Origin of the sequence: Pseudomonas sp. So3.2b, from assembly GCF_019464415.1 — a bacterium.
Lineage (GTDB): Bacteria > Pseudomonadota > Gammaproteobacteria > Pseudomonadales > Pseudomonadaceae > Aquipseudomonas > Aquipseudomonas shahriarae.
Genome location: NZ_CP080494.1, coordinates 1,281,193 through 1,307,619, shown reverse-complemented (window position 1 = coordinate 1,307,619; position 26,427 = coordinate 1,281,193). Strand labels below are relative to the sequence as shown.

The window sequence follows — 26,427 nt, the reverse complement described above, 5'->3', positions numbered from 1 at the left end:
GGGTTGAAAAACAGTCAGCAATCAGCTGTTAAGCGCAGCCTGTTCGTTTTCCAGGAATTCCTCTTCAAGCCCGGCTTCATCGACTTGGTTGTTGGGCGTGCGTTTCTCTGCACGCGGCTTGCCTTGCAGTCTGCCGAACAGATGTTCCAGCGCGTTATCCAGCTTGGTGGCCGCCCCGTCGATCGCTTGTTCCAGGGTGTCGGCTTTATGGATGACCGAAATCGGTTGATGGCCCTTTGGCCGCGCTTCCAGGCGGCAACTCAAATCATGGGGGCCCGGCTTGTCGCCGTTCTCATCCCGCAGGTAGACCTCGACGCGGGTCAGGTCTTCTTCATAACGTTCGAGCGTGCTCTCAATGGTAGTACGTACCCACTCCTCCAGTCGGATGCTGCTTTCAATATGGTTGTCGCTGTTGACTTGGATTTGCATAGTGTTTCCCTTATTTCAGCTAGCTCGCCAGAGATCACCACTGCAACACCGATGCGGTGAAACCATGACCTCTTAACTACACAATTGAGCACCTGAAGGAACAATTCAACCCCTATGCAAAGATAAATCCCACATTACAAATTAAGCCTGACAGCCGCCCAAAGCGCTGTTATCGTCGGGAGTTGGGTATCCCCACCTACCTGCGTAATTCCTCACAATTGCCCCTCTCCCAAGGGGTGCAATCCGCGAAAAATCCCCGCCTCTTCCACCAGCCAATCATGCACCGCACGCACGCCGGGATGGTTCAGTGCGCCTGGCGCATACAGCAGCACGTAGCGCTTGTGATTCGGTACCGCAAGGCCGAATGGCACTATCAGGGTGCCGCGCTCCAATTCGTCATTGAGCAGGGTGCGCCGGGCAATCGCCACGCCCATGCCGGCAATCGCCGCCTCGATGGTCAGGTGGTTGCGGTTAAAGGTGTGCCCACGTCGCACGTCGGCGTCGGGATAGCCGATCGCATTCAGGTAAAACTCCCACTCGGCGTATTCATAACTCCCACGCCAGGCCGTGATGTCGTGCAACAGCGGGAAGTGGGCCAGGTCGGCCGGACCGTGCAGCGGCGGCCGCCCGCGCAACAGGCTTGGCGCGCACACCGGGAATATCTGCTCGTCGAGCAAGGCTGTGGATAACAAACCGGGATAACTGCCGTCGTTGAGGTCGATGGCCAGGTCAAAGTCGCCTTCGTGCAGGGCAATGCTGCTGTCCTCGGCCACCAACCGTAACTGGATATCCGGGAAACGCTGCTGCAGACGCGGCAAACGCGGCGTCAACCATTTGCCCAGAAAGGACGGAATCGAGCGCAGCCGCAGGGTGCCGCTGATCATCCCCGCATCCAGGCGCTGCAACTCGGCATCAATGCTGCCGTAGGCCTCGCTTACCGTGGTCGCCAGCCGCTGCCCTTCGGCACTCAACTCCACGCCACGCGCCCGGCGATGGAACAGGCGAAAGCCCAGACGCTCCTCCAGTTGGCGAATCTGCTGGCTGACTGCCCCAGGGGTGATGTGCAGTTCTTCGGCGCAACGGGTAAAGGATAAATGCCGTGCAGCGCAGGCAAATACGTGCAACCAGACATAGGTCTGGGCATGCAGGGGGCGAGCCATAGAGTTTAGTCCTGCTAAAGGGTGTCTTAGGATAATTCGTTGGTCAGTGCCGATCTAGAGGCTCAGTATCGCGCCTCTTCCGCTTGTCCTACAAAACATGGCAGCGATTTCCTACTCCATAGCTTGTAAGGCTTTAGCATGGCTATCAGCGTTTTTGATCTATTCAAGGTGGGCATCGGCCCATCCAGCTCCCATACCGTGGGCCCTATGCGGGCTGCGGCAACCTTCGCCCAGTCCCTCACCGACCAACAATTGCTGGAGCACACCCAACGCGTGGAAGTGCGCCTGTACGGCTCGCTGTCTGCCACCGGCGTGGGCCACGCCACCGATCGCGCGTGTGTGATGGGGTTGATGGGCGAATGGCCAGATCGGGTTGACCCCACCTCGATCGGGCCGCGTATCCAACAGTTGCGCGAATCCTCCAGGTTAATGCTTGCAGGCCAAAAAGAAATTGCCTTCAACTGGCAGCACGATCTCCTGTTGCTGGAAGAAAGCCTGCCCTACCACCCCAACGCCATGTCCCTGCATGCCTACGGGGCAGACGGCCTGTTGAGCGAACAGACCTACTACTCGGTGGGCGGCGGTTTCATCATCGAGGCGGCCGAGGCCGAGTCGGGTATTGCTCCCACCAGCGATGTAGAACTGCCCTACGACTTTTCCAGCGCCGTCGAACTGCTGGCCCTGTGCAACAAGCATGGCCTGCGTGTCTCTGAATTGATGATGGCCAACGAACGCGCCTGGCGTAGCGATGAAGAAATCCGTAGTGGCCTGCTGCATATCTGGTCGGTAATGCGCGAGTGCGTCGAGCAAGGCCTGCGTGATGAAGGCATCTTGCCCGGCGGCCTGGATGTGCCGCGCCGCGCCGCAAAACTGCACCGCAGCCTGCTGGAAATCGGCAAACCGAATGTGATCACCTCGACCTTGTCGGCCATGGAGTGGGTCAACCTGTTCGCCCTCGCCGTCAACGAAGAAAACGCCGCCGGTGGGCGCATGGTCACCGCACCGACCAATGGTGCAGCCGGGATCATTCCGGCAGTGCTGCACTACTACATGAAGTTCAATGCCGACGCGTCCGACGATGATGTAGTCAACTTCTTCCTGGCCGCAGCCGCCGTCGGCATCCTGTGCAAGAAAAACGCCTCGATCTCCGGCGCTGAAGTCGGCTGCCAGGGCGAAGTCGGTTCGGCCTGCGCCATGGCCGCTGCGGGCCTGGCGGATATTCTCGGCGCCACCCCCGAGCAACTGGAAAACGCCGCCGAAATCGGCCTGGAGCACAACCTCGGCCTGACCTGCGACCCCGTCGGCGGCCTGGTCCAGGTGCCCTGCATCGAGCGCAACGCCATCGCCGCCGTCAAAGCCATCAACGCCACGCAAATGGCCCTGCGCGGCGACGGCAAACACTTCATTTCCCTCGACCGGGTGATCCGCACCATGCGCGATACCGGCGCCGATATGCATGACAAATACAAAGAAACTTCACGGGGCGGCCTGGCGGTCAGCTGGGTGGAGTGCTGAGGAGCACTGCTACCTGCCCCCTACGTGAGCCCGCGCAAAAATAATAATGAGGCAATAACGATGACCGATGTACGTACACCTGCTGCCGAAAACCCCGCTGCTGTCACGCAAACCGTAACGACCGGCTGGAGCAAACACGACACCACCTGGATGCTGGGCCTCTACGGTACCGCCATCGGTGCTGGCACTCTGTTTCTGCCGATCAACGCCGGGGTCGGCGGCTTCTGGCCGCTGATCGTACTGGCGCTGCTGGCCTTCCCCATGACCTTCTTCGCCCACCGTGGGCTGACGCGCTTTGTGCTGTCGGGCAAATCCGGCGACATCACTGACGTGGTGGAAGAACATTTCGGCGTCGGTGCCGGCAAGCTGATCACCCTGCTGTACTTCTTCGCCATCTTCCCGATCCTGCTGGTGTACAGCGTTGCGCTGACCAACACCCTCGGCAGTTTCATGGAACACCAACTGCACATGACTGCGCCGCCACGGGCGATCCTGTCTCTGGTGCTGATCCTCGGCCTGATGGCCATTGTGCGATGCGGCCAGGGTGTGATCGTCAAGGCCATGAGCGTGTTGGTCTACCCGTTCGTCGCCGCCTTGCTGCTGTTGGCCGTGAGCCTGATCCCCAACTGGAACGGCGCGTTCTTCGCCTCCGCCAGTGAGGGCATGCCCCTGCCGGTGTTCTTCAAGACCCTGTGGCTGGCGATTCCGGTGATGGTGTTTTCGTTTAACCATTCGCCGATCATCTCGGCCTTTGCGGTGGACCAGAAACGCGTGTACGGCGCCCAAGCCGAACGCAAGAGCAGCGGCATCCTGGCCACGGCCCACGGCATGATGGTGCTGACGGTGATGTTCTTCTGCTTCAGTTGCGTACTGGCGCTGTCACCGGCTGATCTTGCCGCCGCCAAGGCGCAGAACATTTCGATCCTGTCCTACCTGGCCAACCACTTCCAGACCCCGGTCATCGCCTACGCGGCGCCGTTGATCGCGCTGGTGGCCATCACCAAATCCTTCCTCGGCCACTACATCGGCGCCAGCGAAGGCTTCCAGGGCCTGATCGTCAAAACCCTGCGCGGGCGCAACCGCACCTTGTCGGCGCGCTGGCTGGAACGCTGCACCGCGGTGTTCATGATCCTCAGTTGCTGGGCCGTGGCCACGTTCAACCCAAGCATCCTGGGCATGATCGAAACCCTCGGCGGGCCGATCATCGCGTGCTTGCTGTTCCTGATGCCGATGTACGCAATCCGCCGCGTGCCATCGCTGCGCCAGTATTCGGGCCAGGTGTCGAATGTGTTTGTGGTGTTGGTGGGGCTGATTGCGCTGTCAGCGGTCATTTTCTCGCTGGTGCCCTGAAACAGCTCACTGCACAGATCAACCTGCGGGAACGGGCTTGCCCACGATAGCGCTGCATCAGTCACTGAATGGTTGGCTGATCCACCGCAATCGCGGGCAAGCCCGCTCCCACAGGGGCAGTTCGTCGTCAGAAAGATAGCTGTACGGCACGCCCCTTGCTGTACACCCACTGAAGGAAAACGGAGCTTGCGACCGGTGGTTAGGCAACACGAACCAATCGCCATACCGGTCGTCAATCAGTGCATGTTCTTATCAGGCGGTAACGCACCATGGACAATCCTTTTCAACTGATCACCGACACGTTCGCCCCCCAATACCGGGTCAACCTGAGCATCCAGCGCCTGGACGGCAGCATCATGCTGACCCTCTCCGACGACAGCGGCGTGGTCGCCAAACGCATGATCAGCGCCGAACAGCGCAACGACCCGCAACGCCTCAAACGCCTGGTGCAAAGCGTGCAATTCGGCATTGCCATTGAACAAGGGCACAGCGCCATGGAGATTTTGGCAGTGATGACCGACGGCGACAGTCACAAACTGCTGCAGCGCCCGCCGAGCAACCGGCCGCCCATCGCGGCCGGGCTCTGACTCAGGATTCGGACTTTTCCTTGACCGATGGGTAGCGCGACGAAGCAAAACGCACCACCAGGATGGCGAACGCCAACAACAGAATCCCGCCACACAAGTAAATGATGCCCAGGTCCGGGGCATTGTGGTGGGACACGTCGCCGATCAGCAGGCGGGTCAACGCCGTGATCGCCACGTAGAGCAGGAAGCGGATGGGCATGTGGTTGGTCTTGAAGTAGATCCCCACCATGGCGCCCAACTCCAGGTAGATAAACAGCAGCAGGATGTCATCAACGCTGATACCACCTTTTTGCAACATGTCGATAAAGGTCATTATTGCCGCATAGGCGGTGATTGCACCGATACCAAAAAGCGCCAGATAGTGAAACGCCTCCACTGCCAGGTTGCCCAGGGAATCTGCATTCGCGTGCAGGCTTTTGCGCACTTTGTCGGCCCACTTCATTTCTGTCATTGCTCACCACCACTGTTTAAAAAATAGCCAACCCGGCCAATACCTGCGTCGTGCCTCACGGCGGATCGGATAATGCCCGTTCGGCGTGACGATAGTTAGGCATGCAGAAAAAAGGCCAGGGATTGCAGAGTGAGATGATGGCGGCTTGATATGAGGCACTTCAATCAATTGAATGTCTTGCGACCCTGGCGTCAATCAGCGCCCGCATTTCTGCCATGACGTGATCATGAGGGACGCCACGGCTTGGATCATCAAGGGCAGCGTTCACCTGGGAACGGAACCAGCGGTCATAACTGGCGGCGGGCTCTTGGGTATCTGCGGGGATATCTGAGGGAAAAGAAGTCTCGATAAAAATTCAAAGCCTATGCCGATTTTGTAGGAGATTCTATGGTTTTGGGGAAGCCCCCAAAACCGCTTTTGACTGGTATTCGCTCAGGTTTTTCATGAGCGAAAAGGCGATGCGCGCCAGCTTGCGGCCAATGATGACCAGGGCTTGAGTCGTTTTCAGGCCCCTGGCCAGATAACCCTCGTATAAAGGTTTCCAGGCTTCTGACCTGATACCTGCTGACGCCGCGTTATGCAGCAATCTGCGTATCTCTGAATCTCCCTTCTTGCTCAATGAGCGGCGTCCGCTCATTTGCCCGGAATCGGATACTCTCAAGTCCATTCCCAAGAACGCGATGTAAGCGTCAGCACTTTCAAATTCTCCTCGCTGAAACGCCATTACCAGGGCAACCGCTGTCAGAAAACCAATGCCCTCGACGGCTTGGCAGCGCTTGACCTGATGCAAAAGCCCCGCCTCAGTAACAGCATCTAATATCCTTTTCTCAATGAGCCCCTCATGCCTATCAAGACACGCTGAAATGCTCTTGGACGAGGCCTTGAGTGATGGCTCGCCCGCCCAGCTCTGATTCAGTGCAACACGCATTTTCACCAGCGCTGCGCGTCGACGCAGCAAGCTTTGAAGCTTGGTATAAATCTTCGGCGGCGGATTCCAGGCGCGTAAATCAGCCTGTTCATTCTTCAAGTAGCGAGCCAGCAACTGCGCATCACTGAAGTCTGTTTTAGCGCGACCACCTGTGCCTTTGCGGTAATGGCTAAGGCGATATCCATCAATCACGTAAACGATATGGCCCATCGAATGAGCCAAATTGACGGTATCCACGTGATAGATATTGGTGGCTTCAATTGCGATGGCGCTGCCCGCAGGCAAAGACTTCAGCCATGCCTTCAGCTCGCTTTTCTTGTTCGATACGATCTTTGTTTCAGCAGTTTCACTTTGATAAACAACTACTTCGGCTTTAGCGACATCCACTCCAATGATTGATTGCGAGACAGTCATTGCCATGAGAAAAGCTCCGGGTTAGGGTTTACGGGCTTGTCGGGGCTTCACCGTTGCGCTGGCTTGCTTCTATCGTCGGTCATGGCCGATGCATTCCTTATCGGCGCTTTGGTGAAGGGGTGGGACGAAGTCTCCCACGGTCTGTACTGGCTAGAGTCAGATGCTGGCTTTTAGTCCCACCACCCCTACAAGTCTAACCATACAAGCTGGCTTGCCAGCTCCTGTGTATTGGGATCGGCCTATGCCACCTGCTCTAGCGCGCGGTCAACCAGTAAACCACCCATCTCCACCAACTGGTGAATTGCCAACAGCAAGCTGCGCTGTGAGCCATCAAGATCAAAAGCCAGTGTGCTTGCCATTTCACGGGCGCTATTCAAGGTTTCGCTGGCGTTGACCAGTAAGGTTTGCGTGTCAGCCCGAGGCGTTACGCTGAAAAGCGTCGCGGGGGGCTCCGGAGCAGGTTGAAGCGATTCAGACCGCAAGTAGTGATCAATGGCCCGATTGGCAGCCGCTTGCAGCCGAGCGTCATTGCCTGAGTTGTCTGGGGGGTTGGGGGAATGCTTTTTCATGGTGTAGTTCCTTAGCAGAGAAACCATCACCGCCTGCCGCCAAGCAGGTTGGGTGACGGATTGCACAAGGTTGGCGGACCGGTAAGGAAGAAACCCGGCACCCCGAAGGGTCCATGCGCAACCCGCCATGACATAAGAGTGCAGATGCAAAAAACGCCTGCAAGCTCATTGAGGGTTGTTGCGCTTTCCTTGCTGGGCCGCCAAGCCCACTCGCTGCATACGCAGCGCCCGAGGAAGGTAAGCCACCGGACAAATCCAGCGCAACCCCGGCAAGTTGTCAGAAATTTCCGTTGTAGCAAACCCCCATTTCCCAACTACATTAAAAAGCTGCTACCCAAACCCCATGGATTGGCTTATCCTTTTAGCTGTATATAAATACAGTAGTCGCAATAGACAACTATCGTGAAGGCATGTGAGGTGGTGAATGGCCGTCGAAGTGGTATACCGCAGCAGCCGAGATCTGGAGCGTTTGTTCATGGATAAAGCCGAAGCTGACCGTCATGACAAGATGCTTGAACTCGCTGAGTTGCTCGCAGAAGTGTTGCAAAAAGCCGTGCCGTCCCTGAGCGAGCAGCAGGTGGAGGAAGCCGGGATCTACATGGCGAAGAATCGCGATGTGTTTGCCAAGGCGTTCAAGAGCCAGCCGGATGCGTTGTCCGAGTTGCTGAACCCGGCGGCGGAATAAAGCCCGAATTGAACAGGCCCTGAATCATTGATTCAGGGCCTTTTTAATAAGGGCTCGGCGTACAGCAGCCGTTCGGCCAGCTCATCGGCCACTCGGGCAGGTGAGCGTTTTTCGGCCTGGGCGTGGCCGAAGATTTCGGTCAGGCGGGTGCCGATGTTGGACAGGTGCGCGGTGATGGTCGCCAGGTCCGCGCCGTTGTGCTTGAGGGCGACATAGATCAGGCCGCCGGAGTTGATCACGTAGTCCGGTGCGTAGAGGATCCCACGCGCCTCCAATTGGTCGGCCACTTGCAGGTGGGTCAGTTGCGCGCTGGCGGAGCCGGCCACGGCGGCGCAGCGCAGTTGGGCGACGCTCTGGCGATTGAGGACGGCGCCCAGGCCGCACGGCGCGAGAATGTCGCAGGGGGTGCTGAGCAAGGCTTCGTTGGCAATCGGGTGGGCGCCCAGTTGCTCCATGGCCAGTTGCACTTTACCTGGGTCGATATCGCTCACCAGCAATTCGGCGCCAGCGGCGTGCAGTTGTTCGGCCAGGGCGTAGCCGACGTTGCCCAGGCCCTGGATTGCCACACGCAGGCCTTCCAGGTTGTCGCTGCCCAGGCGGGCCATGGCGGCGGTGCGGATGCCGGCGAATACGCCCATGGCCGCATGGGGTGACGGGTCGCCAGCGGCAGTGGTGCTGGTGACAAAGCGCGTGTGCTGGGCGATGCAGTCCATGTCGGCCACAGAGGTGCCGCTGTCGATGGCGGTGATATAGCGGCCATCGAGCTGCTCGATACACCGGCCAAAAGCTTCGAACAGCGCGGCGCGGCTTTCCACATGGGCCGGGCGGATGATCACCGCGTTGCCACCGCCCACCGGCAGACCGGCCAGCGCGGCCTTGTAACTCATGCCTTGGGCCAGGCGCGCGGCATCGGCCACGGCGCTTTCATCGTCGGGGTAGGCCAGGTAGCGACAGCCACCCAGGGCCGGCCCCAAGCGACTGCTGTGGATGGCAATGACCGCCTTCAACCCGGTCACCGGGTCAACGCTCAGGTGCAGGGATTCAAGGCGGGTGCTGTGCATGAGAGCAAACATCGTCAAGCTCCCGAATCACTTCTTGTAGTCGCCAAGTATAGGCTGCCGGGAAAAGGTTGCCGGAGCGTGCAGGAATAAGCAGCCCGCAATTACAGGCTTTGCGACATATCCAGGTAGGTAGGTTCTCAAGAAGCTGGACGAAAGTTCTTGGCAAGGCTAAAACGGGACATCCGACGGAGAATGCAATGAATCCCCGCCAAGCCTTTTTCGAATGCCTGCACCGCTCGCCTCCGGCGCTGTTTGAAGCCGCGTTATGGATCGCTGCCGAGCACGACCCTGCCGTGGACCCGCAGGCGATCCTGGCTGACTTCACGGTGCTGCAACAGCAAGTCAGCCTCGGCATGCCGCTGCTGCCGGCCGATGAACTGGGCCAGCCGTTGCTGCGGATAATGAATGACCTGGGCTTCGCCCAGGATGACTTCACCCCCTTGCGCCCCGCCGCCGCCCTGTTGGACAAGGTGTTGCAGCGCCGACGCGGACAACCCCTGGCCCTGGGCCTGATCGCCCTGGAGTTGGCGCGGCGCCTGGAGATCCCTATGGTGGGGGTCAATTTTCCGGGGCACTTCCTGCTGCGGGTAAGCGGTGCCGATCATTTGCTCGACCCCTGCGGCGGGCGGCGGCTGTACCCCAACGACTGCCGCGAACTGCTGCAACGCCAGTACGGCCCCAATCTCAAGCTGCAAGCCGAACACCTACGCAGCGCCGAGCCGCGACTGATCCTGCAGCGGCTGTCGCGCAACCTGCGGCAACTGCACCTGACCAATGACCATCACCTGGCGGCGCTGATCGACGCCGAGCGCGTGCTGGAGCTGGGCGACGCCAGCGCCGCCGACTATCTGGCGCGGGCCAGTCTGTACAAGCACCTGGATTGCCCGAATGCCGAGCGCTTCGATCTTGAGCATGCGCTGTTGCTCAGTGAAGACCCGGTGCAGCGGCTGCGCCTGACGGAACGGCTGGGGCATTTGCCGCTTGGGGCGGTGGTGCATTGACGGAGACCTTGAACCGCGCCGCCCCCATCGCAGCCCCGCTGGGGCTCGACAGCTCCCACAAGTAAGGGGGTTGCCCCTCAGGATTCAAGCGGGTGCTGAAGGATCTCAACCGGCGCCTTGGCCTCGGGCGAGCGCACCTGAATGATCAACAACGCGGCGATCACCGCCGGAATCGCGCAGAAGAAGAAAATCTGCTGCACCGGCACGTGCATCGCCAGCAGCATGCTGCCAAACAACGGCCCCAGGATCGAACCAAACCGCCCGACACCCAGTGCCCAGCCGGTGCCCGTGGCACGTACATGGGCCGGGTAGAAGTTGCTGGCAAATGCATTGAGGGTCAACTGGCCGCCGATGATGCAAAAGCCCGCCGCAAACACAAACGCCACCAGGTAACGCGGGTTGTCATGGTTGAGCCCCAACAGAATCGTGCACACCGCCGCTGCCGCCAATACACCGGAAAGCAGGCGTACTTTGCTTTTCAGGCGGTCGGCAAACCAGGCCATGCCAATCGCGCCCAGGGTGCCGGCGAACAGGAACATCGAGGTCACCAGGTTGGCTTTGTTCAAGGCCATGCCACTTTCCAGCAGCAGTGACGGCAACCAACTGATCATGAAATACAGCAGGATCAGGCTGACAAAAAAGGTCGACCAGATCAGCAGCGTCGGCCGTGCATAGCCATTACGAAACAACTCCACGACAGTCAGCTTGCTGCCCTGCTCCTGGCGATTCTGTTCTTCGCTGGCCGCCGGTGCCTGCCAACCGGGCAGCATGCGCGCCGTGACTTTCTGCAGGCGCGTATAGGGCGGTGCATCGCGCAACAAACGCGGCAAGGATTCAGGCAGCAGCCATACCAGAAAGGGAAACAGCAGCAACGGCGTCACGCCACCGGCAAGGAACACCGCCTGCCAGCCAAAGCTGTCGATAAACCCCGCCGCGACAAAACCGCCTGCTGCCCCGCCGAACGAGAACCCGCAGGCCGCCAGCGTCACCATCAACGTGCGCATACGCGGTGGCGAATATTCCGACATCAAGGCCATGGCGCTGGGCATCGCGCCGCCCATGCCAATGCCGCAGATAAAGCGCGCGGCCATCAGGGTATTCAGGGAGTTGGCGAATACCATCAGCACCGTGAGGCTGGCGTAGATCAGTACGCAGGCGAGCAGGATGCGGCGCACGCCGAAACGGTCGGCCAGGGGCGTCACAGCCAGGGAGCCCAAGGTCAGCCCCAGCAGGTTGGCACTGAACACCGGGCCGAAGGCGGCCTTTTCCAGGCCCCAGTCCTGGGCCAGGGCCGGGACCACGTAGCCCAACACTTGAGCGTCATAGCCATCGGTGACCAGCAACAACGCTAACAACAGGAGAATCAACCACTGGTAGCGCGACACCGGACGGGCGTCGAGTGCCGCGCGAAAGCTGGCAATCTGATTGTGCATCGCAAGGACCTTTTTATTTTTATGGGGCATCACTTGTGGGAGCTGGCAAGCCAGCTCCCACATGGATCTAGGGGGTGTCAGGGGTGTCAGGTTGGTTGGAGGGGTGGGCCTGGATGAAGGCGGGGTGTTTGGCTGCCAATGCGGCGACACGCAGGATTCGCGGGTAACCCTCCAGCGCCACCTTGAAGCGCTCTGCCGCATACAACTGCGGGATCAGAAACGCATCCGCCAGCCCTGGCTGGTCACCGAAGCAATAGCCCTGGTCACCGATCAATTGCTCCACGGCGCCCAGGCCCTGGCTGATCCAGTGCCCGATCCACTCCAGCAATTGCGCCTCGTCATGCCCCCACTGACGCAGCAGGTTCTGAGTGCTGGAGTTGTGCAGCGGGTGGATGTCACAACCGATGATCGACGCCACTGCACGCTGATGGGCGCGGGCCGCCAGGTCCTTGGCGAGCAGCGGTACCTGTGGATAACGTTCGTCCAGGTATTCGATGATCGCCAGCGACTGGATCAACAGTTCGCCCTCGTCGGTACGCAACGCCGGGACACGGCCCTGGGGGTTGATCGCCAGGTACTCGGGCTGGCGGTTGGCGCCGCCCTTGGGCACCAGCAGGTTGACCGGCAGCGCGGTAAAGTCCAGGCCCTTGAGCGCCAGGGCGATGCGCACCCGATAAGACGCCGTGGAACGATAGTAGGTATAGAGCTCCATCCCCTCGCCCCCTTAGCGCGCGGCGACCACAGTGCCACGGCATTCGCCGAAACCAATGGAGGCAAACCCCTCACGCTGGCAGCGGGCGCGCAGGATGATTTCATCGCCGTCTTCAAGGAACTTGCGCACTTCGCCGGAGGCCAGTTCGATCGGCTTTTTGCCGCCTTCGGTGATTTCCAGCAGGCTGCCGAACTGACCGGCCTCGGGGCCCGACAGGGTGCCCGAACCAAACAGGTCGCCGGCCTGCAGCTGGCAGCCGTTGACGCTGTGGTGCGCGACCATTTGCGCCACGGTCCAGTACATGTGTTGGGTGTTGCTCAGGGTCAGACGATGGGGCGCCAGGTTCTGCTCGCGCATCGCGGCGGTGGTCAGCAGCACTTCCAGTTCGATATCAAAGCCGCCAGCGGCCTGATCACGGGGGTCCAGCAGGTACGGCAGCGGTTGTGGATCGCCGGCCGGGCGTGCGGGCTGGGCCTTGCGGAACGGTTCCAGGGCTTCGGCCGTGACCACCCAGGGCGAGATGCTGGTGATAAAGCTTTTCGACAGGAACGGCCCCAGTGGCTGGTATTCCCAGGCCTGGATATCGCGGGCCGACCAGTCGTTGAGCAGGCAGAAGCCAGCGATATGCTCGGCGGCATCGCCAATGGCAATCGAGTCGCCCATGGCATTGCCCTGGCCGATCCAGATGCCCAGTTCCAGCTCGTAGTCCAGGCGTGCGCACGGGCCGAAGGTCGGTTCGGTCTGGCCGGCTGGCAGGGTCTGGCCCTTGGGCCGGCGCACCTCGGTGCCGGAGGTACGGATGGTCGAGGCGCGGCCGTGATAACCAATCGGCACGTACTTGTAGTTGGGCAGCAAGGGGTTGTCCGGGCGGAACAGTTTGCCGACGTTCTGCGCGTGTTCGATGCCGACGTAGAAGTCGGTGTAATCGTTGATTTTCGCCGGCAGGTGCATCTGGCAATCGGCGGCCAGTGGCAACACCTGGGCGCCCAGGGCTTGCAGCTGGGCTTGCTGGCTGCTGCCCTCGGCGAGCAGTTCCAGCAGGCGTTCGCGCAGTGCCACCCGTGGGCCGCGGCCCAGTTCGAAGAAGGCGTTCAGTTGGCCGTCCGCCATAGCGTCGATGGCGCGGCGCGCTTCACCGTCAAACAGGTCACGGGCCGCTTGCAGATCAAAAATGTGCTCGCCGATCGCCACGCCACTGCGCGGTGCCGAACCGTTGTGGCTGAAGATGCCCAGGGGCAGGTTCTGCAGGGGGAAATCCGTGTGACCGTTGGCCGAGGCCACCCAACTGCGGGTGAGAGTGGACTGCGTCATGGCTTATCTCCGATTCGGGTTGAAGGTTGCCGGCAGCGTGGCCCAGCAAACGTCGTAAGTGTTTTGCAATTGCGGGCAATCCAGGGCGAAGCGGGTCGGGCGCAGCACCTGGCTGGTCTCGAACATAAAGGCCATGGTGTTATCAATTTTGTGCGGCGCCAGGTCGACGGCGATGGCCTTGGTGCAGGTCTCGCCATCCGGACCGTGGGCGCTCATACAACTGTGCAACGACGCGCCGCCGGGCAGGAAGCCTTCGGCCTTGGCGTCATAGGCACCCTGGATCAGGCCCATGTATTCGTTCATCAGGTTGCGGTGGAACCAGGGTGGACGGAAGGTGTTCTCGGCCACCATCCAGCGCGGCGGGAAGATCACGAAGTCGAGGTTGGCCAGGCCGTGAACGCTGGTGGGCGAGGTCAACACAGTAAAGATCGACGGGTCCGGGTGATCGAAGCTCACCGTGCCGATGGTGTTGAAGCGGCGCAGGTCATATTTGTACGGCACGTTATTGCCATGCCAGGCCACCACGTTCAGCGGCGAGTGGTCGAGGGTGCAGCCCCACAGCTCGCCGAGGAACTTCTGCACCAGGGGCGTCGGTTGCGAAAGATGTTCGTAACGGGCGACCGGGGTCAGGAAGTCCCGGGGGTTGGCCAGGCCATTGCTGCCAATCGGCCCCAGGTCCGGCAGGCGCAGCGGCGCGCCGTGGTTTTCGGCGACGTAGCCGCGAGCCTGGGCATCCAGCAGCTCGATGCGAAATTTCAGGCCCCGTGGCAACACGACGATTTCCAGCGGCTCGACCTCCAGCACCCCCAGTTCGGTGGCGATGCGCAGGCGGCCTTGCTCAGGGACGATCAACAGTTCGCCGTCGGCATTAAAGAACACCCGCTCCATGGAGCAGTTGGCACGGTAGTGATAGATGCTGATGCCGGAGGGCTTCTCGGCGCCGGCGTTGGCCACCATGCCGACCAGGCCGTCGATAAAGTCGGTGGGTTCTGCAGGTATATCCAGCGGGTTCCAGCGCAGGCGGTTGGGCGTGACCTCGCCCAGCGGGCCGCCGGCCAGTTGCCGGTCCAGCTTGATGAATGCCGGGTGATTGGCCGACGGCTGGATGCGATACATCCAGGTGCGCCGGGCTTCGCTGCGCACCATGGTGAACGCGGTGCCGGAGAACAGTTCGGTGTACAGCCCGTAGGGCGCTTTTTGCGGGGAGTTCTGGCCGACCGGCAGCGCACCTGGCAAGGCTTCGCTGGCGAATTCATTGCCAAAGCCCGATTGATAATCGAGGGTCATGGATCGTCCTCAGTAAGGAAGTTGTTTTTATCGTAATCCAGTTACGCATAACGTAATTTGCTCCGTATCGACCGTCAAGCTATAAAGACCGCCATTCGTCTTTCGGACACACGCTCTCCATGGAAAAGCCGCCCGCCCCCCGCGACACCGGTAAACAGAAAGTCCGCTCGGCCGAAGTCGGCACCGACATCCTCAAGGCCCTGGCCGAACTGTCGCCGGCCACATCCCTGTCGCGTCTGGCCGAGCACGTGCAGATGCCGGCCAGTAAGGTCCACCGCTACTTGCAGGCCCTGATTGCCTCGGGGTTTGCCGAACAGAACGCGGCCACCAACCATTACGGCCTGGGCCGCGAGGCCTTGCGCGTGGGGCTGGCGGCGCTGGGCAGCATGGACGTACTGAAAGTCGCCACCCTGCCCCTGGCGCAGCTGCGCGACGAGTTGAATGAAACCTGCTTTCTCGCGGTATGGGGCAACCACGGCGCGACCGTGGTGCATATCGAACCGGCGGTGCGTGCGGTCACGGTGGTGACGCAATTGGGCTCGGTGCTGCCGCTGCTCAGTTCCTCGACGGGGCTGGTGTTCAGCGCGTTTTTGCCAGAGCGCGAAACCGTTGACCTGCGCGCGCAGGAGATCCAGGCCGGCATCGCCCATGCGCTGGCGGACGACCAGGCGTATGTGCAGGCCTGTGAGCAGATTCGCCAGCGTGGCCTGCACTTTGTGCATGGTTTGCTGATGCCGGGGGTCGATGCGCTGTCGGCGCCGGTATTCAATGCGCTGGGGCAGGTGGTGGCGGTGATGACGGTGGTGGGGCCGACCTCGTTGTTCCATGCCGATGAAGATGGACCGGCGGCCCGGCAATTACTGGCAGCGAGCCAGGCGGTGAGTTGGCGGATGGGTTATCAACCCTGACTCGCTGGAACTGAATGCATGCGGGCTAATGTGGGAGCTGGCTTGCCTGCGATGGCGGTGGGTCAGTTGATACATTCTGCGACTGATACACCGCCATCGCAGGCAAGCCAGCTCCCACCTGTTGATCGGCGTTGCTGGGAGTAATCAGGCCATCAGGCCCAGGCTCTTGGCCTTGGCCACCGCCTGGGTGCGCCGCTCCACCCCCAATTTGCTGTGAATCCGCCTTGCATGGGTTTTCACCGTGTGCAGCGAGATAAACAACAGGTCGGCAATTTCCAGATTGGAGTTGCCCAGCGCGATCAGTTGCAACACTTCCAGCTCCCGTTGGCTCAACGGGTTTTCCCCCGGCGCCGCCACTGCCTCCTGAGGTTCAAGCCCCAACTCACTGAGCAACCCCGGCTGGCGCAGGCGCAGTTCACGCACCGCCTGCTGCACCTGACAGCGCGCCGCCAGGGCCAGACCGGTTTGCAGCGCACGCACCGCCAGCGCTTTCTCCCCCAGTTGCCAGGCCACCTCGCCCAGCACCAACTGCAACTCCACTTCCAGGCACTGCATGCCAGACTCGCGGGCGGTGTCGAGCAAGGCGGTGAGCCGCTGGATGGGTTGCTCGGCACGGCGCAGTTTGACCTGGGCCAGCACCAGCAGGTACTCCAGCCGGGGGATCAACTCCAGGGTCGCCGGCGGCGCCTGCTTGGCGTGGGGGCCGTGATAATGGCGCAGTACCCGGCTGACCGCTTCCAGGGTCAGTTCGGCCCGCCCCTGTTGCAGCCAGAAATGCCCGCTGAGCAACAGCAACACCGCCCGGTACACCGTGTCGGGCACCTGCCGGCGCTGCATCAGGCGCTCGGCGTCGCGCAGTTGGATAAACGCCTGGGCGTAGTCGCCGCGGTTGGCCGCCAGCATTGCCAACCCGAGGAAGCCATACAGCACGCGCTTGTCCTGGCTATGCAGGCACATGCCCAGGCCGGCTTCGAGGCATTCGGTGGCCAGGGCGTCATGCCCCTGGCGCAGTGCCAGATGCCCTCGGCGCAAGGCAATCCGGCCCATCAGCGGCCCGGTCTTGAGACGCTGCTGGATCAACATGGCCTGCACGCCTTCCAGCAGGCTCTGGGCCCGGTACGGTGCGCCCCGCTGCTCCAGCAGTTGCGCATGATCCAGCTCCAGTAGCGCCTCCAGCAGCAGCGAACCATGGGCCCGCGCCAGGCACAGCGCCTCGCGGTTGAGGGCCTGGGCCACGTCCAGTTCGCCGCGCAACAGCGCTTGCTGGGTCAGCCCGGACAGGCACATCAGGCGCGACGTCCAGGCGCTGTCCGGCAGATCATTCAACGCATCGAGAAAGTGCGCGCGGGCCCGCACCGCTTCGCCCCCCAGATGCAACAACCACCCCCACTGCGCCTGCCAGCGCGCCAGCAGATGCCGTTGCAAGGCGGCCGTGGGTTGCGGGGTGAAACGTGCCAGTTGATCAACACATTGCGCGGCCTGCTCGAAACGCCCGGCAAACAGCAAGGCGGCGGTGACCAGCCCCACCCGTTGCGCCGAGCCGAGCATCAACTCGTCACCGTGCTGCTCATGCAGGCGCAACAACAACACGGCGTTTTGCTGACGGAACAGGTCTTCGAAACTGAAGTGCTCCAGCAGGCTCACCGCCGCTTCGTACTCCTCGGCCAACAGCGCCTGCTCGAACGCCGCCTGCCAATCCTGGGCCGCGCTGAACCATTGGCAGGCGCGCCGGTGCCAAGAGCGCCGGGCCGGCCAGGGTTCGTCGCGCAGCAACTGGGCCAGGGGGGTGAAGACCTGCAGCCAGTCCGGCGAGTCTTCCCAGGGCTCGATAAACGCCCCCAGGGCCTGAAGTTCGCGCAGGTAGTCGGCGCCATCGCCAAAGCCAAACAGGTGTTCGCATAGCCCCTGGTTAAAACGTGGCAAGTGCGCCAGTACGCGCCAGGCCTCCTCCAGCTCTTCAGGCAGGGTGCTGAACAGCTCGTGCTGCAGATAGTCGAGCAGGGTCTGGGAACGCCCATGCCAGGCGCCGCTGTCGGGATGGCTGTCGCCTTCCAGCAGGGCAATACGCACGCCAGCGCACCAACCGGCGCTGAATTGCAGGACCTTGTCGGCAGTCTGCCCGGCTGCGGCGTGATGCTCGAGCAGTTGCTGGACCTCGCGCTGATCGAACGCCAACTCGGTGCCGCCGCACTCCCACAATTCATCATCGAGCAGCAGCCGCGGCCAATTGCAGGCCGGTCGGCGCCGCGCCCCCAGCCACCAGACCAAGGCCGGGCTGCTGGCCGTCAGCACCCGGTCGAGCAAGGCATCCAGGGCCGGTGCCGACACCCGGCAATAGTCATCGAGAAACAGCCAGGCCGGCGCTTGCCAGCGGCTCAGGTCCAGCAGCAAGCTGGCTTCATCGACAAACGCCAGGCCCAGGCTCTGGGCCAGGCGCTGGCAGAAATCCAGCGGGGCCAAAGCCGCGCCATTGAGCGGCAACCAATACACCTGGCAGCTCGCCGGGGCCTGCAGGGCACATTCGGCCAACAACGCACTCTTGCCGCTGCCGGCCGGCGCGCACAGCAACCGGACCCGCGCCTCGGTACCCCGCAACGGCTCGGCCAGGCGTGGGCGCAGCAAATGGTGGGAAGACAGACGTGGCATGAATCCAGGACGATCCAGGCGACGGGTCATGGCGGTCATTACAGCGTCCCTTTTTTATTGTTATGCGGCGTGCGGACTACCGTAGTCCTGTCAATGGGCGTTGTTGAAGAAGTATTCAGCGGGCTGATTGCCGAGCATAAAAAAGCCGGGCTTCATTTGAGCCCGGCACAGGATTGGGTTTACAACCTCAGGTCAGCGTACGCCCGAGGCGCGCAAGGCCGCCGGGGTGTAGTCCGCTGCCTTGGCGTTGAAGCCGAACACAAAGCTGCTCTTCTCCTCGTTCTTCATGCCCAGGGCGATGTAGCGCCCGGCGATGATGTCGTACAGGGTCTCGACCGTGTAGGCCGGGGTCTGGTGGTTGTAGTAGAACTGCGCATGGCCTTCGGCAACGCGCCACAGTTGGCCACGGCCGTCATAGTGATCCACCAGCGCCACTTGCCAGCTGTCTTCGTCGATGTACATGTGGCGCTTGGCATAGATGTGCCGTTCGTTGGGCTTGACCGTGCCGACCACTTCCCAGACCCGGTGCAGTTCATAGCGGGTCAGGTCCTGGTTGATATGGCCGGCCTTGATGATGTCGTCATATTTAAGGGATGGCGAGTCGAGCTTGTAGGCGTTGTAGGGAATGTACATTTCCTTCTTGCCCACCAGCTTCCAGTCGTAGCGGTCTGGCGCGCCGGAGAACATGTCGAAGTTATCCGAGGTGCGCAGGCCGTCGGACGCGGTACCCGGCCCGTCGTAGGCCACTTGCGGTGCACGGCGCACGCGGCGTTGACCGGCGTTGTAGATCCACGCCAGGCGCGGTTCCTTCACCTGGTCGAGGGTTTCGTGCACCAGCAGCACGTTACCCGCCAGGCGGGCGGGCGCGGTGACCGACTGCTTGAAGAAGGTCAGCACGTTGGCGCCCTTGGTCGGGTCCATGTCCGGGATCAGTTGCGGCACCGCCACTTCTTCTTCGAAGCGGATCGGCGTGTAGCTGCCGTTGGTCTGCGGTGTGGCCTGGGTGATGATGCGCCGCAGGTTGCCGCCGTGGTAACGGGTGATGTGGTTCCACAACACCTCGACGCCATTCTTCGGAATCGGGAAGGCGTAGTAGCGGTTGCCGGTGAAGTTTTCCAGGCCGTTGCCGTCGTTGATCGACTTGACGTTGAGCGCGCTGCGCTTGATCGACTCGTAGATATCGTCGGGCAGGTTGACCGTGCGGTGAGTGGTGTAGACCGGGATTTTGTAGGTCTCGGGATAACGCTTGAACATCGCCACCTGGCCGTCCGAGAGTTTGTCCTTGTACTTGTCGACCGTGGCCGCAGTGATCACGAACAGCGGTTTTTCATTGGCAAACGGGTCGGCCAAAAAGCCCTTGCTGTCCACCGCACCGGCGTTTTTCGGGATGCCGCCGGTCCAGGCCGGGATCGAGCCATCGGCGTTACCGGCCTTCTCCGCACCCACCGGGGTCAAGGTGGTCCCCAGCTTGGCGGCTTCTTGCGGTGACACCGCGGCCATCACGTTGGCGGCCAACAGGCTGAGGGCCAGCACACCGCACTGCAAAATCGTCTTACGCATGGTTGTTGTCCTTGTTCTTTTTTAGCCGAATCAGAAGTTCACGCCGAAGCTGAGGGCGAGGAAGTCACGATCGGTCAGGGTGTTGTAGTCACCGCCAAAAAAGTCGGTGTAGCTCAGGCTCGCGGTGTAGGTATTGCGGTAGTCCGCATCGACCCCGACGCTGAGCGCCTTGGCCCCTTCGTTGAACAGGCCGTTGGGGCCATAGCCCTTGACGTCATGGGACCAGGACAGGTTGGGCTTGAGGTTGATCCCGGCGATCACGTTGTTGTAGTCGAGGATCGCCCGGGCGCGATAACCCCAGGAGGTCGCGGTGACGAAGCCGTCAGTGTCACCGCCAAAGCCGTATTGGCCATAGACCGAATCGCGGCCGTAGCGCAGCTTGGTTTTGTTCTCCAGCCCGCCGACCCGCACGATGGCCGCCTCGCCCACCACGGTCAGGCGCTCGGCGCCCAGCACCTGGTCGAAAAACTGGGTCATGGTGGTCTGGAACTGGGTAATTTCCTTGCGCCGGTAGCCGATGTTGTCGGCGCCAAATGAGCTCCTGATAGGTGACACGGTGTTACCGGCAATCGGGTTGACCAGGGCCAGGGTCAGGTCAGTGGTGTTGAGTTGCACGGGGGCGTTGGGGCGGTAGCTGATTTCCCCGGTCCAGGCCGTGCCGGTGGGTAGGGTCGTGGAAAAGCTGGCGCCGTACAGGCGGATATCTTCGGGGTAATCCAGGTAGTACTGGCCGCGCCCGAGCATCACGCTCTGCGCCAGGCCGGCGCCACTGCCGGGGGCAATGCCGTTGGCGGTATTGATGATATTGCCGATGGTCGCCAGGTTGGTGTTGGCCGTGAGGGTGCCCACCGTCGGCGTGCGGCTGTGGTAGTTCATGAAGTACAGGCCGTACTCGGTGTCATCGCCCAACCAGCGCAAGGCCATGCCGAACTGCCCGGAATCCCGGGCGTCACGGTCGGCGGCGCGGCGTACGATCACCCCTTCATTGGTTACGCCAAAGCCCTGGCCGAACGCGGCAGCGACCGGTTGCAGCGGGCGGATCGCCGGGCTGCCAACGGTGTAGTTGTCGGTGCAGCCATCGGCCGCCACATCGCCACCAAAGTAGGTGCCGCAGTTATCCAGCACGGTCTGGTCCCATTCCAACTGGTAGAAACCTTCCACGGTCAGTTGGTTGGTCAGGCCCTGGGAGGCGAACAGCATGTTGACTGGAATCAGGCCTTCCTTGATCTCGGCGCCCGGCCGGCGGAAAGCCGAGACGTCAATGGGGTTGATGCTGTTGATGGAGTTGCCGATGAAGGTACTTTCGCCCCAACTGACCACCTGTTTACCGGCGCGCACGGTGCCCGGCAGGTTGCCCAGGGAATAGTTGTGATAGACGAAGGCATCGAGGATCTGCGCACCGCTGGATTTGGAGCCTTCCTTGCGGTTGTGGTCGCTGATCGGCTTGAACTCGCGGTCTTCGTCCTTGAGTTCGAAGTCGTACCAGTATTTGCCCCGCACAAACACACCGGTATCGCCGTACTTGAGTTCCAGGTCGTGCAGGCCCTTGAAGATTTTCGAGAAGGTTTCGCCCTTCTTGAAGTTCAAGCGCCCGTCATCCCCGGTGGAGGCCTGGCCACTGCCGCCGTTGACCGTCCCCACCAGCTTGCGGTCGGCATCGCGCATGCCCCAACTGGCCCCGACCGACAGCGATGAATCGAATTGCCCCTCGATCTCGCCGATATTGAATGAAACAGCCTGCGCCTGAACGCAGCAGCCCAAAGCAACCGCAGCGGCCAGCGCCTGTGGCCTGAAGATGGCGCGCATTGTTGTTTTTGTCATGCGTCTTCCCCGGTGGTGTGACAGAAGGCCCCACCCTACTGCCCGCCAGCAGGAGCGATAAGCGCACCAAGGAGGTATTCGTTGTGTCGCTCGAAAGGATTAGCGCAGGCTCTAGCGTGGGTATCAGCGGGGCTATGGACGCAGTGGATGGAACGCCATCAAGAGAATGGATACCCCCGCCCGGCAGGGGCGCCACTGTTGTTGTTTTGGTAACAGTCCTTGTCCTGAATCAGTGTTTTTCATTCTGTTACAACGGACTATTCTTGCCGGGCGTTCAAGGCAAACCGCCTGCTTCACGAAAGCCAGTTCTGGATGGATTGAAGCTTATTTTCAGTCTGTTAACGGTGTTCACTGACGTTGATTTGTAGCTCCTTGATCCAACGTCTTACTTCGGCCGCTGCTTTTGCAGCGGCCTTTTTTATGCCTGAAAAAAAGCGGGGCGCTCTCAGCGCCCCGCAGGATTAAATGTTTTTCAGGTAACGATCACAGGCTGTACTTCTGCAGGTTGTCCATCATCTCTTTCAAGGCTTCGATATTGTCCTTGGGATGGGCCGCCCCTTCAAAGTCGCAGATCTGCTGCCAGTGCGCCGCCACATCCTCTGGCGAGAAGCCAGCCTCAGGATCAAAGCCTACGCCCAGGCTGCGTTCCCAGCGGGTCTTGCCGATCCAGCCGCCGCCCACTTCAAACAGCCCCGAGGTTTCCTGGCAGGTCTCGCTGCCCAGGTACACCACCAGCGGGCTGACCAGCTCGGGCTTGAGTCGCTCGAACACCTGCGGCGGAATCAACCCTTCAGTCATGCGCGTGCCGCCAGTGGGCGCGATGGCGTTGACCAGGATGTTGTGCTTGCGCCCTTCCAACGCCAGGGTGCGGGTCAGGCCATACAGGCCGAGCTTGGCCATGCCGTAGTTGGACTGGCCGAAGTTGCCGTAGATGCCTGAAGTGGACGCGGTGAAAATCACCCGGCCGTAGCCTTGCTCGCGCATATGCGGCCAGGCGGCGCGGGTCACTTTGTAGGCACCTTCGACGTGCACGCGGTACACCAGGTCCCAGTCGCTGTCCTCCATCTTGTGGAAGGTCTTGTCCCGCAGGATCCCGGCGTTGTTCACCACCACGTCGATGCGGCCAAACACGTCGAGGGCGTGTTGCACGATCTTTTCGCCGTCGGTCACCGAATCGTGATTGGCCTCGGCAATGCCGCCGGCCTCACGAATCTCGGCCACTACGCGGTCGGCCGCCGAGGCGTTGGCGCCTTCGCCCTGAGTCGAGCCGCCAAGGTCGTTGACCAGTACCTTGGCCCCGTGCCTGGCGAACAGCAGCGCATGGGCACGGCCCAAACCACCCCCGGCCCCGGTGACGATCACGACTTTATCTTGGAACTGCACAGACTCACTCATAGGGAACTCCAGCGAAGACAGTGGACGATGGCTTGAGTGTCAGGCACCGGGCTTGTGGTCACAATAAATACGGGCGGGGGTGAATGGTGCGCAATAAGGCACGGGGATGATTGAACTGATGCAGGAGATAGCTTGTGTGGGAGCTGGCTTATGTGGGAGCTGGCTTGCCTGCGATTGCATCACCTCGGTACAACTGATTTACCGAGGTGTACCCATCGCAGGCAAGCCAGCTCCTACACAAGCCAGTTCCCATAGCGGGTCTTTGCTGTTGCCGATGCCGTCGCGAAATACCAGGTAATGCTTGAGCACCTGCACCGGCGCCTCGATCTGCGGGTAGTGGCCGATATTGGCCAGCAACACCGTGTCGGCGTCCGGTATCAACTCGCGGTAACGCGCGACCATGTGCGCGCCGGAGACCGGATCGACTTCGCCATCGATCACCCGCAACGGCACTTCGCCGCGCTGCATGGCCGCCACCCAGCGCTCACGCTGGCGACGGCGCTGGGGAATGTAGGCGATGAGTTTGTGCAGGATCCGCGGGCCGTCGTTGTTTTCGATCAGGCTCCAGAAATCATCCAGGGCACTTTCGCTGGGACGGGTGTCGGGGCCGAAGATCTGCTTGAAGCTGTCGGCCAGGGCGTTGCGCCCGAATGCGCGACCGATCATCCACCCCAGGGGGCTGAGCAAGAGTTTTTGCACCAGCGCCGCGCGGTGGGTCTCGGGGAACAGCCCGCCATTGAGAAATACACAACTGGCCAGTTGAAAGCGACCTTCGTAGTGCCGGGCGAGCAGTTCCTGGGCCACGCTGTCGCCGTAGTCATGGGCCATGACATGCACCGGCTGTTGAATCCGCAGATGGGCCAGCAGCGCCTGTTGCAGGTCGGCCTGTTCCAGCAGGCAATAAGTGTGGTCCAGGGGCTTGGCCGAGTCGCCGAAGCCGAGCATGTCGCAGGCGATCACCTGATAACGCTGGGCCAGGGGCTGCCAGAGGTAATGCCAGTCCCAACTGGCGCTGGGGAAACCGTGGATCAGCAGCAAGGGCTCGCCCTGCCCGGCCACCCAATAACGCAGGGTCTGCCCGCGAAAGACAAAACTCTGCCCGCGCTTGCGCCAGGCGCTCAGGGGGATCTCGGCCAGTGGCATCAGAGTCGGTATCCTGGGTCTTGTTGGTCCAGCTTGCGCAACAATGCCGGCCAGGCCAGCGCGCCGCCCATGCCTTGGGCGCTCTTGGTCACGCCCGCAATCATCGCCTTGGCCCCCGCCAGAATCTGCGGCTCGATGGCAATCAATTCCGCACCGCCGTTTTGCGCCAGCACCTGGATATCGCAGGCGCGCTGGAAGGTGAACATCATCAAGAACGTATCGGCGATGGTCGCACCGCAGGTCAACAGGCCATGGTTGTGCAGCATCAGGAAATTGTTCGGCCCCAGGTCGGCCTGCAGGCGGGCCTTTTCCTCGTGGTTCAGCGCTACGCCTTCGTAGGCGTGATAGGCCAGGCTCGACAGCACGAACAGCGATTGCTGGCTGATGGGCAGCACGCCCTGCTTCTGGGCCGACACGGCCACGCCGGCCGCCGTGTGGGTGTGCAGCACGCAGACCACGTCGTGGCGTACTTCGTGTACCGCGCTGTGGATGGTGTAGCCGGCCGGGTTGATCTCGTAGGGGCTGTCCATCAACTTGTTGCCGGCCTGGTCGACCTTGACCAGGCTGGAGGCGGTGATTTCGTGGAACATCAGCCCGAACGGGTTGATCAGGAAGTCTTCGGTGCCCGGCACCTTGGCCGAGATATGGGTGAAAATCAGATCATCCCAGCCATGCAGGGCCACCAGGCGATAGCAGGCGGCCAGGTCGATACGGGCCTGCCATTCGGCGGCGCTGACCTGGTCTTTCACACTCTGTGTCGATTGAACGGGGGCTAGGCTCACGGCAATGACCTCGACGCGGTGGTGTTCTTATTATTTTTTTAGGGTGATGGGCCAGTCTAGTCAGACCTCGGGGCAGCCGTAGTTGCGTTGGCAGCCAGCTTGATGACCGAGCGAGTCAACTACGAGGATAGTTCAGATTCGTACAACAAGGTGTCAGAGAAGCGACGCCAATAAAGGCGCGGCAAACAGGTTGAGCAAACCGGTCAGGACCATCACCAGTCCGGCCACCGAGCCCTCCTCGCCCCCCACTTCATGGGCACGGCTGACGCCCGCACCGTGGGCGCCCACGCCAAACAACGCGCCCCGCGCCAGGGCACTGCGCAGCGGCAACCACTTGAGCAGTACCCCGCCGAGCATGGCGCCGAACACACCGGTGAACATCACAAATACTGCCGTCAGCTCCGGTACACCGCCCAAGTCATGGGCCAGGGGCATGGCAAAGGGCGTGGTGATCGAGCGTGGCACCAACGACATCGTGACCGAACTGTCCAGGGCCAGGGCGTTGGCCAGGCCAAATGAGGTGCCAATGGATGCCGCGCTACCCGCCAGCATCCCCAGCAGCAACGCCGACCAGTGCCGCATCAATAACTGGCGCTGCTGCCAGATCGGAATGGCGAACGCCACCGTGACCGGCCCCAGTACCAGCATCAGCCAATGGGTGTCGGTGGAGTACTCGGCATAGGCGGTGTTCAGTGGCACGGCCACCGCCAGCAGCAGCGCGGGCACCAGAATCAGTGGCGACAGCAGGTAGCGCCCGGTACGCCGATAGATCCAGCGGCTGAAACCATAGGCCACCAGGGTCAGGGCCAGCCAGAACAGCGGCATCAGTTCAAGCTTCATGGCGCAACTTCCAGCGGCAGACCAGTTCGACGGTAAACGCCGTGACCAGCATCACCATCAGGGTACTGAGGGCGATCACCAGCATGATCCGCCAGCCGTCATGGCGCATCAGGCCGCCGTAATCGAGCAGGCTCATCAGCGCCGGGATAAAGAACAGCAGCATCTCTGCCATCAGCAGGCCAGCGCCCAATTGCAGGGCCGCCGGCTTGATCAGGCCGCTGGCGAACACCAGCAACAGCAAGCCCAGGCCAATCACCCCGCCAGGGATCGGCCAGGCCAGCCACACGGCCACTTGGCAGCCCAGCAAGTAAATCGCCAGCAATACCAGCAACTCAACCAGCAGCCGGCCCAGATGTTTGAAGGTTAAGCGTTTAGTAGACATAGGTTCCTCGCAGGCCTTCATTTTAAAGAGCCGCGTGGCATACCCGAAGCGAATTGT

Annotated in this window: 25 protein-coding genes; 6 read left to right on the top strand and 19 right to left on the bottom strand. The window is 61.4% G+C overall.

What is annotated here, in order from left to right:
• Nucleotides 1-21: 21 nt before the first annotated feature.
• Nucleotides 22-429 (bottom strand): HPF/RaiA family ribosome-associated protein, encoded by a 408-nt coding sequence (locus K1X80_RS05750; RefSeq protein ID WP_057437847.1) that lies wholly within the window; start codon nucleotides 427-429, stop codon nucleotides 22-24.
• A gap of 212 nt (nucleotides 430-641) precedes the next feature.
• The gene (locus tag K1X80_RS05745; protein WP_057437845.1) at nucleotides 642-1,589 is read right to left on the bottom strand and encodes a LysR substrate-binding domain-containing protein; all 948 of its coding nucleotides are present in this window, start codon (nucleotides 1,587-1,589) and stop codon (nucleotides 642-644) included.
• A 138-nt stretch (nucleotides 1,590-1,727) separates the two neighbouring features.
• On the opposite strand from K1X80_RS05745, the gene K1X80_RS05740 reads away from it, so the two are divergent.
• The 3 genes from K1X80_RS05740 to K1X80_RS05730 all read left to right on the top strand — a co-directional run bounded on the left by K1X80_RS05740 (nucleotide 1,728) and on the right by K1X80_RS05730 (nucleotide 5,041).
• Nucleotides 1,728-3,104 (top strand): L-serine ammonia-lyase, encoded by a 1,377-nt coding sequence (locus K1X80_RS05740; RefSeq protein ID WP_120731690.1) that lies wholly within the window; start codon nucleotides 1,728-1,730, stop codon nucleotides 3,102-3,104.
• Nucleotides 3,105-3,164: 60 nt separating this feature from the next.
• Nucleotides 3,165-4,454, top strand: coding sequence for a serine/threonine transporter (locus K1X80_RS05735; RefSeq protein ID WP_057437841.1), 1,290 nt, complete (start codon nucleotides 3,165-3,167; stop codon nucleotides 4,452-4,454).
• Nucleotides 4,455-4,723: 269 nt separating this feature from the next.
• Nucleotides 4,724-5,041 carry a DUF3509 domain-containing protein gene (locus K1X80_RS05730; RefSeq protein WP_057444533.1) on the top strand — a complete coding sequence of 106 codons (318 nt, stop codon included), beginning with the start codon at nucleotides 4,724-4,726 and terminating at the stop codon, nucleotides 5,039-5,041.
• Between the two features lies 1 nt (nucleotide 5,042).
• Here the strand turns inward: K1X80_RS05730 and K1X80_RS05725 are convergent, their stop codons facing one another.
• From K1X80_RS05725 to K1X80_RS05715, 4 genes are all read right to left on the bottom strand, one after another.
• Nucleotides 5,043-5,492 (bottom strand): phosphate-starvation-inducible protein PsiE, encoded by a 450-nt coding sequence (locus tag K1X80_RS05725; RefSeq protein ID WP_032857668.1) that lies wholly within the window; start codon nucleotides 5,490-5,492, stop codon nucleotides 5,043-5,045.
• Nucleotides 5,493-5,652: 160 nt separating this feature from the next.
• A complete protein-coding gene (locus K1X80_RS28070) occupies nucleotides 5,653-5,841 on the bottom strand; it encodes an antitoxin (protein ID WP_081044175.1) in 189 nt (62 codons plus the stop codon).
• Nucleotides 5,842-5,877: 36 nt separating this feature from the next.
• On the bottom strand, nucleotides 5,878-6,840 hold the full coding sequence (locus tag K1X80_RS05720) for an IS110 family transposase (protein ID WP_076965387.1): 963 nt from the start codon (nucleotides 6,838-6,840) through the stop codon (nucleotides 5,878-5,880).
• A gap of 233 nt (nucleotides 6,841-7,073) precedes the next feature.
• Nucleotides 7,074-7,403, bottom strand: coding sequence for a DUF6124 family protein (locus K1X80_RS05715; protein ID WP_057958340.1), 330 nt, complete (start codon nucleotides 7,401-7,403; stop codon nucleotides 7,074-7,076).
• Nucleotides 7,404-7,827: 424 nt separating this feature from the next.
• Between K1X80_RS05715 and K1X80_RS05710 the strand changes: the two genes are divergently transcribed.
• Nucleotides 7,828-8,088, top strand: a complete 261-nt coding sequence (locus K1X80_RS05710) for a YebG family protein (protein ID WP_003188807.1) — start codon at nucleotides 7,828-7,830, stop codon at nucleotides 8,086-8,088.
• Between the two features lie 32 nt (nucleotides 8,089-8,120).
• Here K1X80_RS05710 and K1X80_RS05705 read toward each other — a convergent pair whose 3' ends face one another.
• The gene (locus K1X80_RS05705) at nucleotides 8,121-9,161 is read right to left on the bottom strand and encodes a Glu/Leu/Phe/Val dehydrogenase dimerization domain-containing protein (RefSeq protein WP_057958339.1); all 1,041 of its coding nucleotides are present in this window, start codon (nucleotides 9,159-9,161) and stop codon (nucleotides 8,121-8,123) included.
• Between the two features lie 185 nt (nucleotides 9,162-9,346).
• On the opposite strand from K1X80_RS05705, the gene K1X80_RS05700 reads away from it, so the two are divergent.
• Nucleotides 9,347-10,150 (top strand): SirB1 family protein, encoded by an 804-nt coding sequence (locus K1X80_RS05700; RefSeq protein ID WP_220172709.1) that lies wholly within the window; start codon nucleotides 9,347-9,349, stop codon nucleotides 10,148-10,150.
• Between the two features lie 77 nt (nucleotides 10,151-10,227).
• Here K1X80_RS05700 and K1X80_RS05695 read toward each other — a convergent pair whose 3' ends face one another.
• From K1X80_RS05695 to hmgA, 4 genes are all read right to left on the bottom strand, one after another.
• Nucleotides 10,228-11,583, bottom strand: coding sequence for an aromatic acid/H+ symport family MFS transporter (locus tag K1X80_RS05695; protein ID WP_057437836.1), 1,356 nt, complete (start codon nucleotides 11,581-11,583; stop codon nucleotides 10,228-10,230).
• Between the two features lie 67 nt (nucleotides 11,584-11,650).
• Entirely contained in the window at nucleotides 11,651-12,295 is a 645-nt protein-coding gene (maiA, locus tag K1X80_RS05690) for a maleylacetoacetate isomerase (protein ID WP_115127449.1), read from the bottom strand.
• Between the two features lie 12 nt (nucleotides 12,296-12,307).
• Complete coding sequence (gene fahA, locus K1X80_RS05685; RefSeq protein ID WP_057958337.1) at nucleotides 12,308-13,606, bottom strand: fumarylacetoacetase; 1,299 nt, start codon at nucleotides 13,604-13,606, stop codon at nucleotides 12,308-12,310.
• A gap of 3 nt (nucleotides 13,607-13,609) precedes the next feature.
• Nucleotides 13,610-14,893, bottom strand: a complete 1,284-nt coding sequence (hmgA, locus tag K1X80_RS05680) for a homogentisate 1,2-dioxygenase (protein WP_220172708.1) — start codon at nucleotides 14,891-14,893, stop codon at nucleotides 13,610-13,612.
• A gap of 119 nt (nucleotides 14,894-15,012) precedes the next feature.
• On the opposite strand from hmgA, the gene K1X80_RS05675 reads away from it, so the two are divergent.
• Nucleotides 15,013-15,801: an IclR family transcriptional regulator gene (locus K1X80_RS05675; RefSeq protein ID WP_057958335.1), complete on the top strand. Its 789-nt coding sequence runs from the start codon at nucleotides 15,013-15,015 to the stop codon at nucleotides 15,799-15,801.
• 144 nt (nucleotides 15,802-15,945) lie between these two features.
• On the opposite strand, the gene K1X80_RS05670 is transcribed toward K1X80_RS05675, so the two are convergent.
• The 8 genes from K1X80_RS05670 to K1X80_RS05635 form a co-directional block, all read right to left on the bottom strand.
• Complete coding sequence (locus tag K1X80_RS05670) at nucleotides 15,946-18,486, bottom strand: LuxR C-terminal-related transcriptional regulator (protein WP_198792279.1); 2,541 nt, start codon at nucleotides 18,484-18,486, stop codon at nucleotides 15,946-15,948.
• Between the two features lie 153 nt (nucleotides 18,487-18,639).
• Nucleotides 18,640-20,007 (bottom strand): DUF1329 domain-containing protein, encoded by a 1,368-nt coding sequence (locus K1X80_RS05665; protein WP_169990148.1) that lies wholly within the window; start codon nucleotides 20,005-20,007, stop codon nucleotides 18,640-18,642.
• A gap of 30 nt (nucleotides 20,008-20,037) precedes the next feature.
• A complete protein-coding gene (locus K1X80_RS05660) occupies nucleotides 20,038-21,828 on the bottom strand; it encodes a DUF1302 domain-containing protein (protein ID WP_220172707.1) in 1,791 nt (596 codons plus the stop codon).
• 483 nt (nucleotides 21,829-22,311) lie between these two features.
• Nucleotides 22,312-23,223: an SDR family oxidoreductase gene (locus K1X80_RS05655; protein ID WP_120731680.1), complete on the bottom strand. Its 912-nt coding sequence runs from the start codon at nucleotides 23,221-23,223 to the stop codon at nucleotides 22,312-22,314.
• Nucleotides 23,224-23,421: 198 nt separating this feature from the next.
• Nucleotides 23,422-24,366: an alpha/beta fold hydrolase gene (locus K1X80_RS05650; RefSeq protein WP_057958330.1), complete on the bottom strand. Its 945-nt coding sequence runs from the start codon at nucleotides 24,364-24,366 to the stop codon at nucleotides 23,422-23,424.
• Entirely contained in the window at nucleotides 24,366-25,148 is a 783-nt protein-coding gene (locus tag K1X80_RS05645; RefSeq protein WP_057958329.1) for a class II aldolase/adducin family protein, read from the bottom strand. Before K1X80_RS05645 ends, K1X80_RS05650 begins: the two co-directional genes overlap by 1 nt.
• A gap of 153 nt (nucleotides 25,149-25,301) precedes the next feature.
• On the bottom strand, nucleotides 25,302-25,988 hold the full coding sequence (locus tag K1X80_RS05640; RefSeq protein ID WP_220172706.1) for an LrgB family protein: 687 nt from the start codon (nucleotides 25,986-25,988) through the stop codon (nucleotides 25,302-25,304).
• On the bottom strand, nucleotides 25,978-26,370 hold the full coding sequence (locus K1X80_RS05635) for a CidA/LrgA family protein (RefSeq protein ID WP_120731676.1): 393 nt from the start codon (nucleotides 26,368-26,370) through the stop codon (nucleotides 25,978-25,980). Before K1X80_RS05635 ends, K1X80_RS05640 begins: the two co-directional genes overlap by 11 nt.
• Nucleotides 26,371-26,427 lie beyond the last annotated feature (57 nt).

Coding starts and splice junctions, on each gene's coding strand:
- maiA (WP_115127449.1), bottom strand. CDS start 12,295: ATGGAGCTCTATACCTACTATCGTTCCACGGCGTCTTATCGGGTGCGC.
- K1X80_RS05710 (WP_003188807.1), top strand. CDS start 7,828: ATGGCCGTCGAAGTGGTATACCGCAGCAGCCGAGATCTGGAGCGTTTG.
- K1X80_RS05705 (WP_057958339.1), bottom strand. CDS start 9,161: ATGTTTGCTCTCATGCACAGCACCCGCCTTGAATCCCTGCACCTGAGC.
- K1X80_RS05670 (WP_198792279.1), bottom strand. CDS start 18,486: ATGACCGCCATGACCCGTCGCCTGGATCGTCCTGGATTCATGCCACGT.
- K1X80_RS05750 (WP_057437847.1), bottom strand. CDS start 429: ATGCAAATCCAAGTCAACAGCGACAACCATATTGAAAGCAGCATCCGA.
- K1X80_RS05675 (WP_057958335.1), top strand. CDS start 15,013: ATGGAAAAGCCGCCCGCCCCCCGCGACACCGGTAAACAGAAAGTCCGC.
- K1X80_RS05745 (WP_057437845.1), bottom strand. CDS start 1,589: ATGGCTCGCCCCCTGCATGCCCAGACCTATGTCTGGTTGCACGTATTT.
- K1X80_RS05735 (WP_057437841.1), top strand. CDS start 3,165: ATGACCGATGTACGTACACCTGCTGCCGAAAACCCCGCTGCTGTCACG.
- K1X80_RS05725 (WP_032857668.1), bottom strand. CDS start 5,492: ATGACAGAAATGAAGTGGGCCGACAAAGTGCGCAAAAGCCTGCACGCG.
- K1X80_RS05700 (WP_220172709.1), top strand. CDS start 9,347: ATGAATCCCCGCCAAGCCTTTTTCGAATGCCTGCACCGCTCGCCTCCG.
- K1X80_RS05740 (WP_120731690.1), top strand. CDS start 1,728: ATGGCTATCAGCGTTTTTGATCTATTCAAGGTGGGCATCGGCCCATCC.
- hmgA (WP_220172708.1), bottom strand. CDS start 14,893: ATGACCCTCGATTATCAATCGGGCTTTGGCAATGAATTCGCCAGCGAA.
- fahA (WP_057958337.1), bottom strand. CDS start 13,606: ATGACGCAGTCCACTCTCACCCGCAGTTGGGTGGCCTCGGCCAACGGT.
- K1X80_RS05635 (WP_120731676.1), bottom strand. CDS start 26,370: ATGTCTACTAAACGCTTAACCTTCAAACATCTGGGCCGGCTGCTGGTT.
- K1X80_RS05720 (WP_076965387.1), bottom strand. CDS start 6,840: ATGGCAATGACTGTCTCGCAATCAATCATTGGAGTGGATGTCGCTAAA.
- K1X80_RS05665 (WP_169990148.1), bottom strand. CDS start 20,007: ATGCGTAAGACGATTTTGCAGTGCGGTGTGCTGGCCCTCAGCCTGTTG.
- K1X80_RS05660 (WP_220172707.1), bottom strand. CDS start 21,828: ATGACAAAAACAACAATGCGCGCCATCTTCAGGCCACAGGCGCTGGCC.
- K1X80_RS05695 (WP_057437836.1), bottom strand. CDS start 11,583: ATGCACAATCAGATTGCCAGCTTTCGCGCGGCACTCGACGCCCGTCCG.
- K1X80_RS05730 (WP_057444533.1), top strand. CDS start 4,724: ATGGACAATCCTTTTCAACTGATCACCGACACGTTCGCCCCCCAATAC.
- K1X80_RS05715 (WP_057958340.1), bottom strand. CDS start 7,403: ATGAAAAAGCATTCCCCCAACCCCCCAGACAACTCAGGCAATGACGCT.
- K1X80_RS05655 (WP_120731680.1), bottom strand. CDS start 23,223: ATGAGTGAGTCTGTGCAGTTCCAAGATAAAGTCGTGATCGTCACCGGG.
- K1X80_RS05650 (WP_057958330.1), bottom strand. CDS start 24,366: ATGCCACTGGCCGAGATCCCCCTGAGCGCCTGGCGCAAGCGCGGGCAG.
- K1X80_RS05640 (WP_220172706.1), bottom strand. CDS start 25,988: ATGAAGCTTGAACTGATGCCGCTGTTCTGGCTGGCCCTGACCCTGGTG.